Source organism: Micromonospora sp. RTGN7 (genome assembly GCF_033804645.1).
GTDB lineage: Bacteria > Actinomycetota > Actinomycetes > Mycobacteriales > Micromonosporaceae > Micromonospora.
This window is the reverse complement of sequence record NZ_JAPZLF010000024.1, coordinates 1-16,824: the sequence shown is the minus strand read 5'-3', so window position 1 is coordinate 16,824 and position 16,824 is coordinate 1. Positions and strand designations below refer to the sequence as shown.

The following is a 16,824-nucleotide window of genomic DNA, read 5'->3' as shown; positions in this document are numbered from 1 at the left end:
CCTCTGCCCGACTCCAGCACCCGGACCGACTCGCCGCGCCGCTGGGCCGGCGCCGCCAACCGCCAACCCGCAGATGATCGCTGTGCTCACCGGAACACACCACACCGCCATGCCGCCAACCTGTGGCCGCCGCCGCGCTGTCCTCGCCGGTCGGTCGCTGCCCGGCGGCGGCTGCCCGTTGACCGCTGCCCGGTCGGCGGCTGCCCGTCGGCGGCCACGGGTTGGCGGCGCCGTCACGGGGACGCTGTGGCTGCGGTGGGAGGGCGGTCGGCGGCGCGGCTCAGTAGCGCGAGCGGAGCAGGTTGGCGGCCTCGACCGCCCAGTAGGTGAGGATGATCTGTGCGCCGGCCCGGCGGATCGAGGTGAGCGTCTCCAGCATCACCCGCTCCCGGTCGATCCAACCGTTCGCGGCGGCGGCCTCGACCATCGCGTACTCGCCGGAGACCTGGTAGGCGGCGACCGGGACGTCCACGGCGGCCCGAACCGCCGCCACCACGTCGAGGTAGGGCAGGGCCGGCTTCACCATCACCAGGTCGGCGCCCTCGGCGACGTCCAGCGCGACCTCGCGCAGGGACTCCCGCAGGTTCGCCGGGTCCTGCTGATAGGTGCGCCGGTCCCCCTCCAGGGCCGACTCCACCGCGTCGCGGAACGGGCCGTAGAACGCGGAGGCGTACTTCGCCGCGTACGCGAGCACAGCGACATCGGTGTGGCCGGCGGCGTCCAGGGCCCGGCGGACCACGCCCACCTGGCCGTCCATCATCCCGGACGGCCCGACCATGCCGACGCCGGCGGCGGCCTGGGCCACCGCCATCTCGGCGTACGCCTCCAGGGTGGCGTCGTTGTCCACGCCACCGTCCGAGTTGAGTAGCCCGCAGTGTCCGTGCGAGGTGAACTCGTCCAGGCACAGGTCGCTCATCACCACGGTCGCGTCGCCGACCTCGGCCACCACGTCCCGGATGGCGACGTTGAGGATGCCGTTCGGGTCGATCCCACCGGAGCCTCGCTCGTCGCGCGACGCCGGCACCCCGAACAACATGATCCCGCCGACCCCGGCCTGGACCGCCTCGGCCGCCGCCTTGCGCAGCGAGTTCCGGGAATGCTGGAGCACCCCCGGCAGTGACGCGATCCGCCTCGGCTCGGTCAGCCCCTCCTTGACGAACATCGGCACGACCAGATCGGCCGGGTCGACGTGGGTCTCGGAGACCAGCCGCCGCACGGCCGCGTTACGGCGCAGCCGGCGGGGCCGGATCTCGGGGTACGACATGAGGGACCTCCCAGCGACTAGCGGAACCTCAGGGCGGTCGGCCCCTGCACCTTCGAACCCCGGCGCTGCTTCGCCGGCATGGCTGCGAGCTTCTCTCGAAGTTCGACGGCATAGGCGGCCAGCGCCTCCACCAGATCGGGCACCGAGGCGTGCTGAGGCTGCACGTCGACCCGCAGGCCGAACTCCGTCGCGGTCTCCGCCGTCTTGGGCCCGATGACCGCGACAACGGTGCGCGCGTGCGGCTTCCCGGCGATGCCCACCAGGTTCCGGACGGTGGAGGACGAGGTGAAGAGCACCGCGTCGAACCCGCCCGACTTGATCGCGTCGCGGATCTCGGCGGGCGGCGGGGCAGCCCGGACCGTCCGGTACGCGGTCACGTCGTCGACCTCCCAGCCGCGCTCGGTGAGCCCGGCAGCGAGGGTCTCGGTGGCGATGTCGGCGCGCGGCAGCAGCACCCGGCCCACCGGGTCGAGGATCTCGTCGTGCGGCGAGAACTCGGCCAGCAGCCCCTCGGAGGACTGCTCCTCCGCCGGGATCAGCTCCGGCTGGATACCGAACGCCCGGACCGCCTGCGCGGTGGCCTCACCGATACAGGCGATCTTGACGCCGCCAAAGTGCCGGGCGTCCAGGCCGTGCTCGGCGAACTTCTCCCAGACCGCGCGGACGGCGTTGACCGAGGTGAAGATCACCCAGGCGTACCGGCCGTCGACCAGGCCCTTGACCGCCCGCTCCATCTGGGCGGGGGTGCGCGGCGGCTCGACCGCGATGGTCGGCACCTCGCACGGGATCGCCCCGTACGCGCGCAACCGGGCGCTCATCGCGCCGGCCTGCTCCTTGGTGCGGGGAACGAGCACCTTCCAGCCGTACAGCGGCCGGTTCTCCCACCAGCTCAGCTTGTCCCGCTGGCCGACGCCCTCGCCGACGGTCAGCACCACTCGGCCGGTGAAGCCGAGCGCCGCCGCGACGAACGAGTCCACGGTCGACGTGGTCGTGTACTGGGTCTCCCCCGTGCCGTCGCCGGTCACTCCGACGCCGGTGGTGCCGTCCACCCCGGCGGCGAGCAGTCCGTCGCGGATCGCGGCCAGGTCCCCGGCGTCCACGGCGAGCGCGAGCGAGCCCCGACCGACGGCGGCGGCCAGCGCGTCGAAGTCCAGCGTGGTGACATCCTCGACGTCAGCGGCAGTGCGGACGCCCGGCAACGGCACGCCCGCGTACGTGGCGACGCCCTCGGCCTGGCCGACACCCGGGACCACCTCGAAGTGCGCCGCGGTCCGGGCGACCGCCTGCACCTCCTTGACCACCGAGTCGTGACCGAACGGGTCACCAGCGACCAGGTGCACCGCGTTCTGGCCAGACCTCGCGGCCGAGATCAGCACCTTCGCCACGTCCCCCGGCACGCCCTCCGCCGGAGTGAACTGGGCATCGGGCCTGGCCTGGGCGCGGACGGCGTCGAGCAGCGACTCGGGGACTCCCCGGTCGTACACCACCTGGTCGGCGTCGACCAGGGCGTCGTGCGCCCGGCGGGTCAGCAGGCCCGGGTCGCCGGGGCCGGCCCCGACGAACGCGATGCGGCCTACGGGCTTACGGGTGCGGGTCATTCTGTGCTCCCAAATTCCTGGGTCCCCGGGCCGGCGTGTCCGTTTCGGCCGAGGATCGAGTGGGCGCCGAGGTCGAGGAGTTCGGCGGCGAGTGCCTTGCCGATCTCCGCCGCGTCGGCGGGCGTTCCGGTGCGGGACAGCCGGAGGTCTCGGGAACCGTCCGGGCTGGTCACCGCCCCGCGCAGGTAGATCTCATCGCCGGCGTCACCTTCGGCGAGTTCCGCATAGGCGGCCACGGGTGCGCTGCACCCGGCCTCCAGGGTGGCCAGAAACGCCCGTTCCGCGATGACCGCGGCCCGGGACGGTGCGTGGTCGAGCACCGCGAGCAACTCGACCAGGTCGGGGGCATCGACCCGGCACTCCACAGCCAGCGCGCCCTGGGCGGGCGCGGGCAGCATGAGCATCGGGTCGAGCGTCTCGGTGATCACGTCGGCCCGGTCGAGCCGGGCCAGCCCCGCCCGGGCCAGGACGACCGCGTCGAGGTCGGCGTCCGGGCCGAGCACCCGCGCCAGGCGGGTGTCCACGTTGCCGCGGATCGGGACGACCTCCAGCTGCAGGCCGAGCGCGTGTAACTGGGCGATACGACGCAGCGCGCCGGTGCCGATCGTGGCTCCGGGCGGCAGCTCGGCGAGGGTGCGCCCACCGGTGGCGACCAATGCGTCGCGCGGGTCCTGCCGGGCCGGCACCGCCGCGACAAACAGCCCTGGGGCCGCCGCGGTGGGCAGGTCCTTGTAAGAGTGCACCGCGACGTCGATGGTCCGGGCGACCAGGGCGTCGCGCAGCGCGGAGACGAACACGCCGACGCCGAGCCGGTGCACGGGGGCAGCCGAGCGGTCGCCGGCGGTGACCACCTCGACGAGTTCGACCTCGCGTCCGGTCGCAGCGGTGAGCGCCGCCGCGACCTGGCCGGATTGGGCCATCGCCAGCGCGCTGCCCCGGGTGCCGAGGCGCAGGGGGGCGGTCATCTCTCGCCTCCGGTGTACGGGGTGGTGTCGGTGTCGACCACGTCGGGGACGGTGTCGACCGGGGAGGTCTGCGGGACCTGCAGGTCGAACAGCTCGCGCAGCAGCGCGGCGTACTGGTCGCCGCCGGGCTCGGCGGCGAGCTGGCGGACCCGCACGGTGGGCTGGTGCAGCAGCCGCTGCACCACCCGGTGCACCGTCCGGGCCACCTCGGCGCGCTGCTCGTCGCTGAGGTCGGAGCGGCGCTGGGCCAGCCGGCGCAGCTCGGCAGTGACCACGGCCTCGGCCCGGCCGCGCAGCGCGGCCACGGTCGGGGCCACGTCGTTGCCGCGTAGCCAGGTGATGAAGGACTCGACCTCGTCCGCCACGATCCGCTCGACGGCCGCCACGTCAACGGCGGCGGGACCGCCTGCCAGGATCGTCGCCATCCGGTCGATGTCGATCACCTCGACGCCGGGCAGCCCCGCCACGCCGGTCTCGACGTCCCGGGGGACGGCGAGGTCGAGCAGCACGAGCGGCCCCCGGCCGGGGTCGCGGTCGGCGAGCGCCCGGGTGACCACCTCGCGGGTGAGGACCGGTTCGGTCGCCGCCGTGGCGGCCACTACGATGTCCACTGTGGAAAGCACGTCGGTCAGCTCGGCCATGGGCACCGCGCCGGCCCCGTACGACTCGGCCAGCCGGGCGGCCCGGTCGGCCCCCCGGTTGGTCACGGTGAGCGGCCCGGCGCCGAGCCGGGAGAGGGTTGCCACGCCCAGCGCTCCCATTGCGCCGGCACCGACCACCAGGGCCGGGCGGCCCGCGAGGTCGCCGTCGAGCTGCGCGGCGGCCAGGCTGAGCGCAGCGGTGACCACGCTCTGGCCGGCCCGGTCGATCCCGGTCTCGGCGTGTGCCCGCTTCCCGACCCGCAGTGCCTGCTGCATCAGCTCGTGCAGCAGCTGGCCGGCCGAATCGGCTCCGCTGGCCCAGTGGTACGCGTCACGGAGCTGGCCGAGAATCTGGGCCTCGCCGACCACCATCGAGTCCAGCCCGGCGGCGACCTTGAAGACGTGTTCGACGGCGGCGGTGTCGTAGTGGACGTACAGGTGGTTGGCCAGGCCTGCGGGCGGGGCGTCGGCCTGCTCGGCGAGGACGGCGCAGATGTCGCCGAGCCCGCCGTGGAAGCCGGACACGGCGGCGTAGACCTCCACCCGGTTACAGGTGGAGACCAGCACCGCCTCGCTCACGTACGGCTGGGCGAGCAGGCGGTCCAGGATGCGGGTGAGGTCGGCGGGAGCGACCGCCAACCGCTCCAGGGTGGCAACGGGAGCGGCGCGGTAGGACGCGCCTACGACGAGCAGTTTCACGTGCCGATCGCCTCCTGGGGGTCGGTGGCCGCGCGCCCGCTGGGCAGCGCGGTCAGGGACGCCTTGCGGTGTTCGTGGAAGGACAGGATCTGGAGCTCGATGGCGAGGTCGACCTTGCGCACGTCGACCCCCTCCGGAACCGAGAGTACGCACGGCGCGAAGTTGAGGATGCTCGTCACGCCGACGGAGACGAGCTGGTCGGCGACCGCCTGGGCGGCGGCGGCCGGGGTGGCGATCACGCCGATCGCAATGGGCTCCTCGTCGGCGATCCGGGGCAGCTCGTCGACGTGGCGCACAACCAGGCCGTTGATCTCCTCGCCGACCCGGGACGGGTCCGCGTCGAGCAGCGCGGCGATCCGGAAGCCGCGGCTGGCGAAGCCGGCATAGCCGGCCAGGGCGTGACCGAGATTACCCACCCCGACCAGGGCGACGGCCCGCCGCTGGGTGAGCCCGAGCACGAACTCGATCTGTTCGACCAGCAGCGCGACGTCGTAGCCGACACCCCGGGTGCCGTACGAACCGAGGTGGGACAGGTCCTTGCGGAGCTTGGCGGAGTTGACCCCGGCGACCGTGGCAAGGCCCTCGCTGGAGACAGTCTCGTAGCCGGTTTCGGCGAGATCATGCAGGGCGCGAAGGTACTCGGGGAGCCGCGCGACGGTTGCCTCGGGCAGGTCCGGAAGCGCCGGTACGGCACCGGGGCGGCCGGACGCGCCAGGGTGACGGTGCTGCTGACTCATGAGACTCCGTGCGGTGCGATCCTCGGCCAGCTCCAGGGTCCGGCCGCATCGGGACTCCCGCCGACGACCGAGATTGCCGGCTGTGCTAGCAGGACGCGTCGGAACTACAGAGTAGGCGCTTGTGAAGACACGCACAAATCGCGATCTTGAAGGCACGCGACCCGTCCCCACCTGCCCCTCCCGTCCGCCAAGATCGATCCGACGCCTCCGCGCTGCCACCCTGATTATTACGCAATCCCGACTTCCCTCACCAATCGCGCGCCGGCCGGCCGTCTTCGCCGGGACCCGCCCACGGGCCAGGACACCCGTCCCTGGCTCGATTCGGCCACTGAATCCGCAAGCCGGCGGTGGCCAGGGTCACCATGACGACGGCCACCCGACCTGCCGGCGCGATCCTCGGCCCGCCGGCCGGCACCGCCCGGCGTCGGCCGAATCCCGGCTGCCTGACCTGACCGCGCGCCTGACCGGCCCCCTCGTCAGAGGGTGGCCGCGAGGGTGACCGCCTCGGCGAGCGTGTGCGCCACCGGGTGGCCGGACGCGCGCAGCCGGGCCGAGTCGGTGAACCCGCCCGTATAGAGCACGGCCCGGCCGCCGACCGACCCGGCGGCGTCCGCGTCGTCGATCGAGTCACCGATCAGCACCACCTCTCGGCCGTCCACCCCCAGCTCGGCCAGGTGCTTGACCAGCGACTCCGCCTTGCGGTCCCCGCCGACCGTGGCGCGCAGCCCGTCCACCCGGGCGAACCGGCCGGCCAGCCCGTAGGTGTGCACGGCGGGCACCAGCTCGTCGTGGAACCACATCGACAGCAACGACTGACTGCCCGGCCACGCCGCCATCGCGGCCGCCGCGTCGTCGGCCAGCGCGCAGGTGGTCAACCCGCTGCGGTACGCGTCGTGGAAGATCCGGTCCAGCTCGCCGAACGCCTCGTCGTCGACGGCCCGGCCGAGCACCTCCGCGTAGTAGTCGGCGATCGGGCGGCGGAACCGCACCCGATGCTCGTCCGCGCTGACCGTCGGCCCGCCGAGGCTGGTGAAGACGGCGTTGGTGGCCGCCACCACCAGGTCGAGGTCGTTGAGCAGGGTGCCGTTCCAGTCCCACACCAGATGGGGGCGCGTAGGCGTCATCCCAGCACGATAAGGCCCACCGCCGGCCGGCGGGAGGTACGGGCGGGCACGCTCAGAGTTGCGGGGTGGTCAGGTCCCGCAGCAGCCGCTCCTCCTCCACCCGCCAGTAGCCGTGCTCCTTGCCGTCGAGCAGCACCACCGGCAGCCGGTCGCCGTACTCGCGCTCCAGCTCCACGTCGCCGGTCACGTCCTTCTCGATCCACCGGTCCCCGGTGACCGCCACCACCCGGTCGAGCGCCGCCTTGGCGTCCTCGCAGAGATGACAGCCGGAGCGGGTGATCAGGGCGAGCCGGGCGTCACTGGACATCGGGCACCTCCGTGCGGGTGTCGGCCGGCACCGCCGGGGACGGCGTCGACCTGAGCTGGGTCTTGCGTACCTTGCCGATCGCCGAGTGCGGCAGCGCGCCGACGAACTCGACGGTGGTCGGCCAGTTCAACCGGGCCAGGTTACGGGCGCAGTGGGCGAGCAGCTCCTCCCCGGTCACCGGACGACCCGCCGCCGGCACCACGTACGCCCGGACAGTCTCCCCGGTCCGCGGGTGCGGCACACCCGGTACCGCGGACTCCGCCACCTGTGGATGCGAACATCGACGGTATGCCGACGAGCCCGCTCACCCGGTGCCGGGCGAGCTCGGTGAGCTCGCCGGTCGAGGCGACGTCGTCGACCGGCACCCCGGTCGCGCCATGGTGGACGACGGCGCCCCGCCCTCAGTTGAGCCACCGGCGCCCAGATCCCGCGCCCGCTCGGCGCGGGTCGGCGCAACACGGAGGGTGACCGGGGAGCGGGCGCGGCGGCGGACAACGCATGCGCCACCCCGGTCACCGAGGCGTCCAGTTCGGACCAGTCGAGAGTAGTGTCCCGCCGGTGCAACGCGGGGCGGTCGCCGTGGTCGATCACGGCCCGGCGGAGCCGGTCGGCGAGGTTCGGCACGGAGTTCTCGGCTGCTTCCTGGACGGTGGCGGAGCCTGGCGCAGTCCCCCGATCGTCGGCCATGCCCGAGCCGCGCCGTCGCCGCGTCCGGCCCCCGGCGACGCAGCGGCGGCCACCGACCGGACGGCCCGCGCCGGCACCGCGCCGGACGACCTGCCGGACGGCCGGCTCAGGCCCCGTGGCCTGGCCTTCCATTGGGGAACAGCCCTCCGGTCGAAAGTCAACCGCACACGACGGACAACCGGTCCGCCATCGGTTCGGCGGGCCCGGAATACTCCTGCTCTGTGTAACGGACTTGCCACGCGCGGGTGACGTTGGCCCTATCATCACTCGGGTCGACTCACCCCATTTTCCGTGAGTCGACACCCCTCAGCCCGAGGAGGCCCCCGTGCCTGTGAGCGCATTGGACCAGCACCTCAAGGGGATCTGCCGCCCGTCGGCAGGTCCCAGAAGAGCTCTGCCCCCACCATGGGACCCCGTCCGCGCGGCGGCGTCCCGGCAGCCGGTGTGGGACCGGACCGGGGAGGTACGGTGACCAGTTTTGGCTACGCGGAGCGACCGGGCGGGCTGGCGGCCGCCCACGCCGCCCTCAACGAACGACTGAGCGCCGCCCAGGGTTCGGCCGCCGGACTGTGGGACCTCCCCGCGCGTACCGACGGGGCGTCCAGACGCCTGCACAACCGCTCGCACCACAACGAGGCGCCGCCCCGCCCGTCCGTGCCCGGGGGCAATGGTGGCCGGTTGGTCTCACCGGCCCGGCCGACGATGCCGGCTCAGGGCCGGCGCAGCGGCGACACGCCACCGGCGGCCGATCCGTCGACGTCCGAGACGGCGGTGCTGCCGGCGGTGTCCGCGCCCCCGCCGGTCGGGCCGAACGGTGGCACCTCGACCGGCTTTCCGAGCCGGCCCGACCCGTCCGACCCGGCCACCGAGGTCTGGGCGTTGATCGAGCGCGCCCAGGCCGGCGAGTCTGCGGCGTTCGGGCTGATCTACGACCGGTACGTGGACACCGTCTTCCGCTTCGTCTACTTCCGGGTCGGCAACCGGCAGCTCGCCGAGGACCTCACCTCCGACACGTTCCTGCGCGCCCTCAAGCGGATCGGCAGCTTCACCTGGCAGGGCCGCGACCTCGGCGCCTGGCTGGTCACTATCGCCCGGAACCTGGTCGCCGACCACTTCAAATCCGGCCGCTACCGGCTGGAGGTCACCACCGGAGACGTCCTGGACGCCGACCGGGAGGACCGCGGGCCGGAGGGCAGCCCGGAGGCCGCCGTCGTCGAGCACATCACCAACGTCGCCCTGCTCACCGCCGTGAAACAGCTCAACCCCGAGCAGCAGGAGTGCATCGTGCTGCGGTTCCTCCAGGGGTTCTCGGTCGCGGAGACGGCCCGCACGATGGGCAAGAACGAGGGCGCGATCAAGGCGTTGCAGTACCGGGCGGTCCGGGCGCTGGCCCGCCTGCTGCCGGACGGCTTCCAGCCCTGATCCCGCCGTCTCGGCGGGAAGCCACCCCTCACGATGCCCCCGGTGGAGGAGGATTTCCTTCCCGCCGCCGGTGGTGATCGACGCTCACCACGCATGACAGTCGTCACCCTTCGCAGTTTCGCTCCCGCCGGCCCCGTAACCCGTGCCCGGCGCGGAGCGTTTCTCCGGGTGCGACCGGTGGTTGCCCCGGCATACCCCGGGCCCCACGGTCCGGACAGCACCGCCGGCCACGACGGACTCGTGTGTCGACGCGTGTTGCCACCGGTCGCTGGTGACGACAGCGGCCGACCGGCCGTGACCAGCGAGAGGAGGTGCCAGCGGTGGACAGCGACCCCTTCTCCCGCCGGCGCGCCAAGCGCTTCGCGCAGCTTCTCGACGAAGCCAACGGCGGCCGACGTCACCACGTCCGGTCCCGGGCCGACAACCAGCTCACCGCGCTCGTCGCGGTCAGTCGGAAGCTCAGCGCCGATCCCCCGCCCGTCGAGATCGACACCGGCTTCCGCACGGGGCTGCGGGCGATGCTCGTCGCCACGGCCGAGCGGGAGGGTGTCGGCGCGACTGCCACCGGGTCGGCCGAACCCGCACCGATCGGCCACCGCAGCCCCGCCGGCGCCGGCCAACGTGGCCCGTTCCTGCCGGCCGTGACCGCCCGACGGGCCCGTGCCCGGGGCGCCATCCTGGTCGGGGTGGCCGCCGGCGCCATCGCCGTCTCCGGCATCTCCGCCGCCAGCGAGAACGCGGTGCCCGGTGACGCCCTGTACGGCATGAAGCGCTCCACGGAACGGGCCCAGCTCGTCCTGGCCAGCTCGGATCTCAGCCGAGGCCAGCTCTTCCTCGACTTCGCCCGCACCCGGCTCGGCGAGGCCGGCACGCTGCGCGGGGACCGACTCGGCTTCGAGGCCGTCTTCGACGACATGGACTCCGACACCCACCAGGGGGTGCGTCTGCTGACCACCACCTCCGCGCAGCACACCGACCCGGCCGGCCTGGACGCGGTGAACACCTTCGTCGCCGGGCAGCGCAGGGCGGTCAGCGAGCTGCTCGACGGGGCCAGCCGGGCGGAGCGGGACCGGATCCGTCGCTCGATCGCCCTGCTCGACGCGATCCGCAAACGCTCCGATGCGCTGCGCACGGCCGTCGGCTGCGGGCAGTCCGCCCCCGCCCGTAGTGATGCGCTCGGCCCGATCCCGACGGCCTGCCCCGGCGCCCGCTGAGGCCCCCGGCGTCCCGAGCCCCGCTCGGCGTTCCACGCCGTGTACGACGCCCGGCACGGCGCGGAAAGGCCGGTTCACCAAGGGACGAGCAGCGCGCCACACTTCCCCGTTTTGCCTGACAGGCGGCGGTCCCGCGCGGCTACTCTCGCGGGGAAGGCACGCGTCGGGGTCGTCGAGCGAGGGAGGTCACGTGGCCCGCACTCGCAGGATGACGGTCAGCACCGACCGCCACGGTCACACGGCCGGCTGGGCGGAGACCGGCTCCACCACCCCGGTCGTCCCCGACCCGGCCGCCGCAGCCTTCTTCGACGTGGACAACACGATGATGCAGGGCGCGTCGATCTACTGGTTCGCCCGCGGGCTCGCCGCCCGCAACTACTTCACCACGGGCGACCTGGCCCGGTTCGGCTGGCAGCAGCTGCGCTTCCGGGTGCTCGCCACCGAACACGCCGGGGACATGTCGCAGGCCAAGAAAGCCGCGCTGGCCTTCGTCGAGGGTTGGCGGGTGGACGACGTCGAACGGCTCGCCGAGGAGATCTTCGACGAGCTGATGGCCCCCCGGATCTGGGCCGGTACCCGCCGCCTCGCGCAGCGCCACCTCGACGCCGGTGAGCGGGTCTGGCTGGTCAGCGCCGCGCCGGTGGAGATCGGCCGGGTCATCGCGGCCCGGCTGGGTCTCACCGGGGCGATCGGCACGGTGGCTGAGGTGGTCGACGGGGCGTACACCGGCCGGTTGGTCGGTGACCTGATGCACGGGCCCGCCAAGGCCGATGCGGTGGCCCAGCTCGCCGTCGTCGAGGGCCTGGAGCTGTCCCGCTGCTCCGCCTACAGCGACTCCGCCAACGACCTGCCGATGCTCTCCACCGTCGGACGGGCGGTGGCGATCAATCCGGACGGCGCGCTGCTGCGGCAGGCCCGGCAGCGGGGCTGGGAGGTGCGGGACTTCCGCACCGGCCGGCGGGCGGCCAGGATCGCCGTGCCGTCGACGGCGGCGGCCGGGCTGCTGGCCGGAGCGGTCAGCGCCGGGCTGGCGCTGCACCGGCGCCGCCGCGCCAGCTGACGACGTAAAGGCTGAGCTGGGCTCGGCGGATCAAGGGCCGAACGGGTCGGGACGACGTTCCAGCAGGCCGTGCAGGGTGTGCTGGATGGTTTCCCGCACCTGGTCGGCGAGGTTGAACACCACCATCGGGTCGTCGGCCGAGTCGGTGAGATGCGCGGTCGGGATCGGCGGGCAGAACTCGATCAGCCACTTGCTCGGCAGCGGCACCATCCCCAGCGGGCCGAGCCACGGGAAGGTCGGCGTGACCGGGAAGTACGGCAGCTTGAGCAGTCTCGCCAGGGGCTTGATGTCGGCGAGCATCGGATAGATCTCCTCGCCGCCCACGATGGCCACCGGCACGATCGGGGTGCCGGTGCGCAGCGCCGCCGAGACGAAGCCGCCCCGGCCGAACCGTTGCAGCTTGTACCGGTCGGCGTAGAGCTTGCCGACGCCCTTGAACCCCTCGGGGAAGACGCCGACCAGCTCACCGTTGCCGAGCAGCCGCTCGGCGTCCGGGTTGCAGGCGACGGTGCCCCCGGTCTTGCGGGCGATCTCGGAGACCACCGGCATCCGGAACACCAGGTCCGCGCCGAGCAGCCGCAGGTAGCGGCGGGCCGGGTGCTCGTCGTGCAGGGCTGCGGAGAGGATCAACGCGTCGAGGGCCACGGTGCCGGAGTGGTTGCCGACGACCAGGCCGGCCCCGTCCGCCGGCACGTGCTCCAGGCCGGTGACCTCGGTGCGGAACCAGTCGCGGTAGAGCAGCCGCAGCAGCGGGTGGAAGACGGAATCGGTCAACTCCGGGTCGAAGCCGAACTCGTCCACCCGGTAGTCGCCGGAGAACCGGCGGCGCAGGAACGCCAGCCCCGACGCGACTCTGCGGTCCCACACGTCGTCGAGCCCGTTCGGGGCCACCGGCCCGTGCCCGGCCGGCCCAGCCGCCGCGGCCTCCGCGGGGGGGTGCTGGCCGTTGCGCCGCGCCGGCTCCGCGTCCGGGCCGGCCACCACCAGCGGTACGCCGTACGGGCCGTCGGCCCCGGCGCGCTCGTGCTCCTCCTCCGGCCGCGTCACGACTGCTCCCGTACGGCCGCACGCACCTGCCGGATGCCGTCGAGGACGGCCCGCTCGGCGGCGGCGAGGTGCTCCCGGGTGACCACCACCCCACCCTGGTGGGCGCGGATGAAGTCGTCGAAGGCGGCGACGGTGGAGCGGGGAGTGAAGGCGTACTCCCGCTCCAGGGCGGAGGTGTCGACCACCCGCCCGTGCACGAAGAGGTCCACCTGGTCCAGGCCGTACCGGCCGAAGCCGAGGCTGCGCGCCAGCGCGGCGGCCCCGGACAGGCTCGGTTCGAGCACCGGGACGCCCACCCGGCCGGCGCGACGGATCGCCTGGGACAGGGCGAGCACGCCCGGCCCGGCCACGTTGTACGTCCCCGGGTGTTCCTCTGCGACGGACCGGTGCAGCACCTCCAGCGCGTCGTCGAAGTGCACGAACTGCAACCGGGGGTCGCGCCCGAACACGGTGGGCACGAAGGGCTGGGAGAAGTACCGGGTGAGCGTGGTGTCGGCGGTGGAGCCGATGAACGGCGCGAAGCGCAGCACCGTGGCGGTGACGTCGGGACGGCGGCGGCGGAAGCCGCGGACGTACCCCTCGATGTCGAGGATGTCGCGGCCGAAACCACCGCGCGGCACCTCGCGTGGCTCGGTCTCCTCGGTGAAGACGGCCGGGTCACGGAACGACGCCCCGTAGGCGGCGGTCGACGAGCGGACGACGAGCTTGCGCAGCCGGGGGGCCCGCTGGCAGGCGGCGAGGAGCTGCATGGTGCCAATGACGTTCTGTTCCTTCATCCCCGACCGCCCGCCCTGCTGGGGATCGGCGGCGGTGGCGAGGGCGAGATGCACGACGGCGTCGACGTCGAGGTCGGCGAGGAGACCGCCGAGCGAGTCGAGGTCGATCCGGATCCGCTCGACCCCGTCGAGCAGGCCAGCGAGCTCGGGGTTGGGGGCGGCCGGGTCGACGGCGATCACCCGCTCGATCCGCGGGTCGGCGGCGAGGCGGGCCGCGACGTTGGCCCCGAGGTAGCGACCGGCGCCGGTGACGACAACCACCCCCGGGGCACCTGGGGTGCCACCGGGGGTCATGTCGTGCACCTACCCCGGCAGGTGGGATCGAGCCGGGATAACCGCGGCCTGATCACCTGAGCCTCCGGAGATCGACAGTTGGCAAGCGACGGGGATGCCGGGCCGAGGCCCGGCACCGGTCACTTGCCGAGACGGCGACGCTGGACGCGGGTCTTGCGCAGCAGCTTGCGGTGCTTCTTCTTAGCCATGCGCTTGCGGCGCTTCTTGACCACCGAGCCCATACGACGACAGCCTTTCGATGCAACGTTCGGGGCGGACGAGTCGACACCACGCGCTGGTGTCGTCGACCGCTTGCGGACAACGGACCGGACCAGCTGGCGGGCGGCGGGGCGCACCGGCGTCGGATCACGGTCCGGTCCAGGGTAGCCGGAGAGCCTCAGCAGGACCAACGCGCCCCCGTCGATGCCCGTTACGTCGCACTCGGCGGGCTGAGGCGGGGGCGGATCAGGCGGTCTCCTGAAACGCTCCCCGGAGGTACTCGTGCACCGCGTGCTCGGGCACCCGGAACGACCGGCCGACCCGCACGGCGGTCAACTCACCGCTGTGCACGAGCCGATAGACCGTCATCTTGGACACCCGCATGACCGCCGCCACCTCGGCGACGGTGAGGAACTTGACCTCCGACAGCCGACCGTCGGACTGCGACCCGGCCATGGCTCACCGACCCATTCCCATGCCCGGCGCGTGCCGCCGGACGGGAGGCTCCGCCAGGACGGGCTACGCGCGTGTTACCAGTACGGTAGCGGGACGGCTGTGACCGGCGCGATCCCTTCCCACAACTGATCATGTTCGGAGGGGTGTTTCCTCGGGCACGGCCTGCGGCTTCCCGCGCGACTGAGCCCGCACCGTGCATGATCGATTGGCGCTGCCGACGCCCACCGAGCCTCCCCTCCCCACGGGCGAGCCACGCCGTCGCACCGGAAAGAATTTCCTCTCAAGTTCGGATAGTCGCCGACAAGCTCCCCTTGATCACATCTTCGTCAGATCCGGGAGCCGAGCTTCCGACACAATGGCGTTTCCAAATTTCTCAAGTGCAAGAACCACCCAACTCATAGGCGGCAAGTCCGCCTATGCATAGGGCCCCTTGGCCCCACCCTCATGCTACGAATCCCATTCGTAGACGAGCCTCTTATCTTCCCAACGTGGGCGCATTCCACCACCACCCCTGAACCGGGGCTCGGCGCTTTACACGCTTCGGATTGGGGAACCCAGGGCCCACCAGGACAGGAGGCGCGGAAGGCGTCCGGTGGCCCCGGCGGCGCCACCGGGGCCACCGGACGGGTGCCCTGGCCCGCTTCCGGACGCGGACCAGGGCTCCGCGCTGGGAGCGCGCCTAGTGTCTCAGGCCCACCCGGCAGCCCCGACAGCGGTCGATCATGAGGGCTGGAGCGCCTCGGCACCGCCGGCCGGTCCCTCGGCCGAGGGACCGGCCGAAGCTCCCCCGATCCCGCCATGCTCGCAGTCAGTCCAGGCAGAACTCGTTTCCCTCGGGGTCGGTCATCACGATGAAACCGGCGACCATCGGGGGATCGGGCTCGTAGCGACGTACCCGCGTCGCTCCCCGCGCGACGAGCCGGTCGCACTCGCCCTCCAGCGCCGCCATCCGTTCCTCTCCGCGCAGGTCGGGAGCCACCCGGACGTCGAGGTGGACACGGTTCTTGGCCACCTTGTCCGCCGGCATCTGCTGGAAGAACAACCGTGGGCCGGGCCCGTCCGGATCCTCGATCGCCGAACTCGTGTTGCGCTGCTCCTGCGGCACGCCGATCCGCGCGAGGAAGTCGTCCCACGCGGCCAGCGGGTCGGCGCCCTCGGGCAGGTCGATTCCGGGCGGGCCGGGATAGACGTAGCCCAGTGCCTCACGCCAGAAGAACGACAGCGCCCGCGGGTCGTGGGCGTCGAAGGTGACCTGGAATTGGCGGCTCATCGGGTTGATCCACTCGTGACGGGGTCCGCCTGCGGATAGAGGTCGCGCAGCAGGCAGACCTCGGACAGGTGGTGGATCAGCTCGCGGTGGATGTGCAGCACCAGATCGGCCATGGGCGCCTCGGGGAAGGGCTCCTTCGCGCCGACCGGCACCCGCAGCCCACTCTCGCCGAGGTCGCGCACCCCGGCCAGCCAGACTCCGAGCTGGGTCTCGAGCTGGTCGAGCGCGGTGGCCGCGCTGCCGGCGTACTCCCAGGTCTGGTACGACGCCGCAGGCGCGCCGAAGTGCGCGGCGTTGCGCGCGGCGAGCACACCGACGATGACGTGGCCGAGCCGCCAGGCGATCGTGGTGAAGGCCGCGGGGACCGGCTCGGGGAAGGCGTAGTCCATCGTGAAGTCCCCGGCACCGACCTGCACGGGCGCCGTCGAGCTGCCGCGCGGTCGCACGCTCCAGGCGTCCGGCACCGGGGACCAGAAGTACTCGTCGTCGGTGAGGCCGTCGAGCCGGGCTCGGAGCTGATGGTTCCAGTGGAACTCCCACTGCTCGCGCAGCGTGTGGTTCCAGTCGAGTGCGTCTGTGTCCATGTTGCCCACCCTGACACCCAAGGCGGACAGGATCGGTCCGCTTTCCCTGGCAGGGTGGGCAACATGGGCGTGGCGCGCGGTGACGAACGGGGTACGACGGAGCGGGTGCTCACCCTGCTCGGGCTCCTGCAGCAGCGCCGAGTCTGGACCGGCCCCGAGCTCGCCGACCGGCTCAGGGTCACCGCCCGGACGGTACGGCGTGATGTCGAGCGGCTGCGGACGCTCGGCTATCCGGTGCATGCCAGCCAGGGTGTCGGCGGCGGCTACCAGCTCGGCTCGGGACAGGACCTGCCGCCGCTGCTCCTCGACGACGAGGAGGCGATCGCCACCGCGGTCTCGCTGCTCGCCGGCGCGGGTGGCGGGGGGGGGGGGGGCGGGGCCCCCCCCCCCCCGCCGCCCGGCCACCCACCCCGCCGGGGGGCCCGCCCCCCGCGGCCCCGCGGCCGGGGGCGCGCCACAACGCGCGGGGGCGGGGGCGCGC

18 protein-coding genes and 1 pseudogene are annotated in these 16,824 nt (G+C 73.0%); 4 read left to right on the top strand and 15 right to left on the bottom strand.

Going from position 1 to position 16,824, the window contains the following annotated elements; all coding sequences use genetic code 11:
* Window positions 1-280 precede the first annotated feature (280 nt).
* The 8 genes from hemB to SNR22_RS25700 all read right to left on the bottom strand — a co-directional run bounded on the left by hemB (window position 281) and on the right by SNR22_RS25700 (window position 7,600).
* Window positions 281-1,264, bottom strand: a complete 984-nt coding sequence (gene hemB / locus SNR22_RS25735; protein ID WP_320069240.1) for a porphobilinogen synthase — start codon at window positions 1,262-1,264, stop codon at window positions 281-283.
* 17 nt (window positions 1,265-1,281) lie between these two features.
* The gene (locus tag SNR22_RS25730; protein ID WP_320069239.1) at window positions 1,282-2,862 is read right to left on the bottom strand and encodes a uroporphyrinogen-III synthase; all 1,581 of its coding nucleotides are present in this window, start codon (window positions 2,860-2,862) and stop codon (window positions 1,282-1,284) included.
* Window positions 2,859-3,827 carry a hydroxymethylbilane synthase gene (gene hemC, locus SNR22_RS25725; RefSeq protein ID WP_320069238.1) on the bottom strand — a complete coding sequence of 323 codons (969 nt, stop codon included), beginning with the start codon at window positions 3,825-3,827 and terminating at the stop codon, window positions 2,859-2,861. Before hemC ends, SNR22_RS25730 begins: the two co-directional genes overlap by 4 nt.
* Window positions 3,824-5,167: a glutamyl-tRNA reductase gene (locus tag SNR22_RS25720; RefSeq protein WP_320069237.1), complete on the bottom strand. Its 1,344-nt coding sequence runs from the start codon at window positions 5,165-5,167 to the stop codon at window positions 3,824-3,826. Before SNR22_RS25720 ends, hemC begins: the two co-directional genes overlap by 4 nt.
* Window positions 5,164-5,904: a redox-sensing transcriptional repressor Rex gene (locus SNR22_RS25715; RefSeq protein WP_320069236.1), complete on the bottom strand. Its 741-nt coding sequence runs from the start codon at window positions 5,902-5,904 to the stop codon at window positions 5,164-5,166. Before SNR22_RS25715 ends, SNR22_RS25720 begins: the two co-directional genes overlap by 4 nt.
* 476 nt (window positions 5,905-6,380) lie before the next feature.
* Window positions 6,381-7,028, bottom strand: a complete 648-nt coding sequence (locus tag SNR22_RS25710; RefSeq protein ID WP_320069235.1) for an HAD family hydrolase — start codon at window positions 7,026-7,028, stop codon at window positions 6,381-6,383.
* A 52-nt stretch (window positions 7,029-7,080) separates the two neighbouring features.
* Window positions 7,081-7,335, bottom strand: a complete 255-nt coding sequence (locus SNR22_RS25705) for a glutaredoxin family protein (RefSeq protein ID WP_320069234.1) — start codon at window positions 7,333-7,335, stop codon at window positions 7,081-7,083.
* Window positions 7,325-7,600, bottom strand: coding sequence for an AMP-binding enzyme (locus tag SNR22_RS25700; protein WP_320069233.1), 276 nt, complete (start codon window positions 7,598-7,600; stop codon window positions 7,325-7,327). Before SNR22_RS25700 ends, SNR22_RS25705 begins: the two co-directional genes overlap by 11 nt.
* A gap of 890 nt (window positions 7,601-8,490) precedes the next feature.
* On the opposite strand from SNR22_RS25700, the gene SNR22_RS25695 reads away from it, so the two are divergent.
* The 3 genes from SNR22_RS25695 (at window position 8,491) to SNR22_RS25685 (ending at window position 11,718) form a co-directional block, all read left to right on the top strand.
* Complete coding sequence (locus SNR22_RS25695; RefSeq protein ID WP_320069232.1) at window positions 8,491-9,444, top strand: ECF subfamily RNA polymerase sigma factor, BldN family; 954 nt, start codon at window positions 8,491-8,493, stop codon at window positions 9,442-9,444.
* Between the two features lie 320 nt (window positions 9,445-9,764).
* Window positions 9,765-10,658, top strand: a complete 894-nt coding sequence (locus tag SNR22_RS25690; protein WP_320069231.1) for a DUF5667 domain-containing protein — start codon at window positions 9,765-9,767, stop codon at window positions 10,656-10,658.
* A 208-nt stretch (window positions 10,659-10,866) separates the two neighbouring features.
* Window positions 10,867-11,718, top strand: a complete 852-nt coding sequence (locus tag SNR22_RS25685) for an HAD-IB family hydrolase (RefSeq protein WP_320069288.1) — start codon at window positions 10,867-10,869, stop codon at window positions 11,716-11,718.
* Between the two features lie 30 nt (window positions 11,719-11,748).
* On the opposite strand, the gene SNR22_RS25680 is transcribed toward SNR22_RS25685, so the two are convergent.
* The 7 genes and pseudogenes from SNR22_RS25680 to SNR22_RS25650 all read right to left on the bottom strand — a co-directional run bounded on the left by SNR22_RS25680 (window position 11,749) and on the right by SNR22_RS25650 (window position 16,343).
* On the bottom strand, window positions 11,749-12,609 hold the full coding sequence (locus SNR22_RS25680) for a lysophospholipid acyltransferase family protein (RefSeq protein WP_320069287.1): 861 nt from the start codon (window positions 12,607-12,609) through the stop codon (window positions 11,749-11,751).
* Window positions 12,610-12,761: 152 nt separating this feature from the next.
* Entirely contained in the window at window positions 12,762-13,835 is a 1,074-nt protein-coding gene (locus SNR22_RS25675; RefSeq protein ID WP_320069230.1) for an NAD-dependent epimerase/dehydratase family protein, read from the bottom strand.
* Window positions 13,836-13,954: 119 nt separating this feature from the next.
* A complete protein-coding gene (locus tag SNR22_RS25670; RefSeq protein ID WP_007465623.1) occupies window positions 13,955-14,056 on the bottom strand; it encodes a 30S ribosomal protein bS22 in 102 nt (33 codons plus the stop codon).
* A 223-nt stretch (window positions 14,057-14,279) separates the two neighbouring features.
* On the bottom strand, window positions 14,280-14,489 hold the full coding sequence (locus tag SNR22_RS25665) for a helix-turn-helix domain-containing protein (RefSeq protein WP_145773774.1): 210 nt from the start codon (window positions 14,487-14,489) through the stop codon (window positions 14,280-14,282).
* Between the two features lie 447 nt (window positions 14,490-14,936).
* Window positions 14,937-14,999, bottom strand: a pseudogene (locus tag SNR22_RS29495) (colicin E3/pyocin S6 family cytotoxin); the annotation flags it as partial.
* A gap of 298 nt (window positions 15,000-15,297) precedes the next feature.
* Entirely contained in the window at window positions 15,298-15,759 is a 462-nt protein-coding gene (locus SNR22_RS25655) for a VOC family protein (RefSeq protein WP_320069229.1), read from the bottom strand.
* Window positions 15,756-16,343: a DinB family protein gene (locus SNR22_RS25650; RefSeq protein WP_320069228.1), complete on the bottom strand. Its 588-nt coding sequence runs from the start codon at window positions 16,341-16,343 to the stop codon at window positions 15,756-15,758. The genes SNR22_RS25655 and SNR22_RS25650 overlap by 4 nt, the downstream gene beginning before the upstream one ends.
* Before the next feature lie 63 nt (window positions 16,344-16,406).
* On the opposite strand from SNR22_RS25650, the gene SNR22_RS25645 reads away from it, so the two are divergent.
* The coding region (locus tag SNR22_RS25645) for a helix-turn-helix transcriptional regulator (protein ID WP_320069227.1) at window positions 16,407-16,824 on the top strand (418 nt) is incomplete at its 3' end.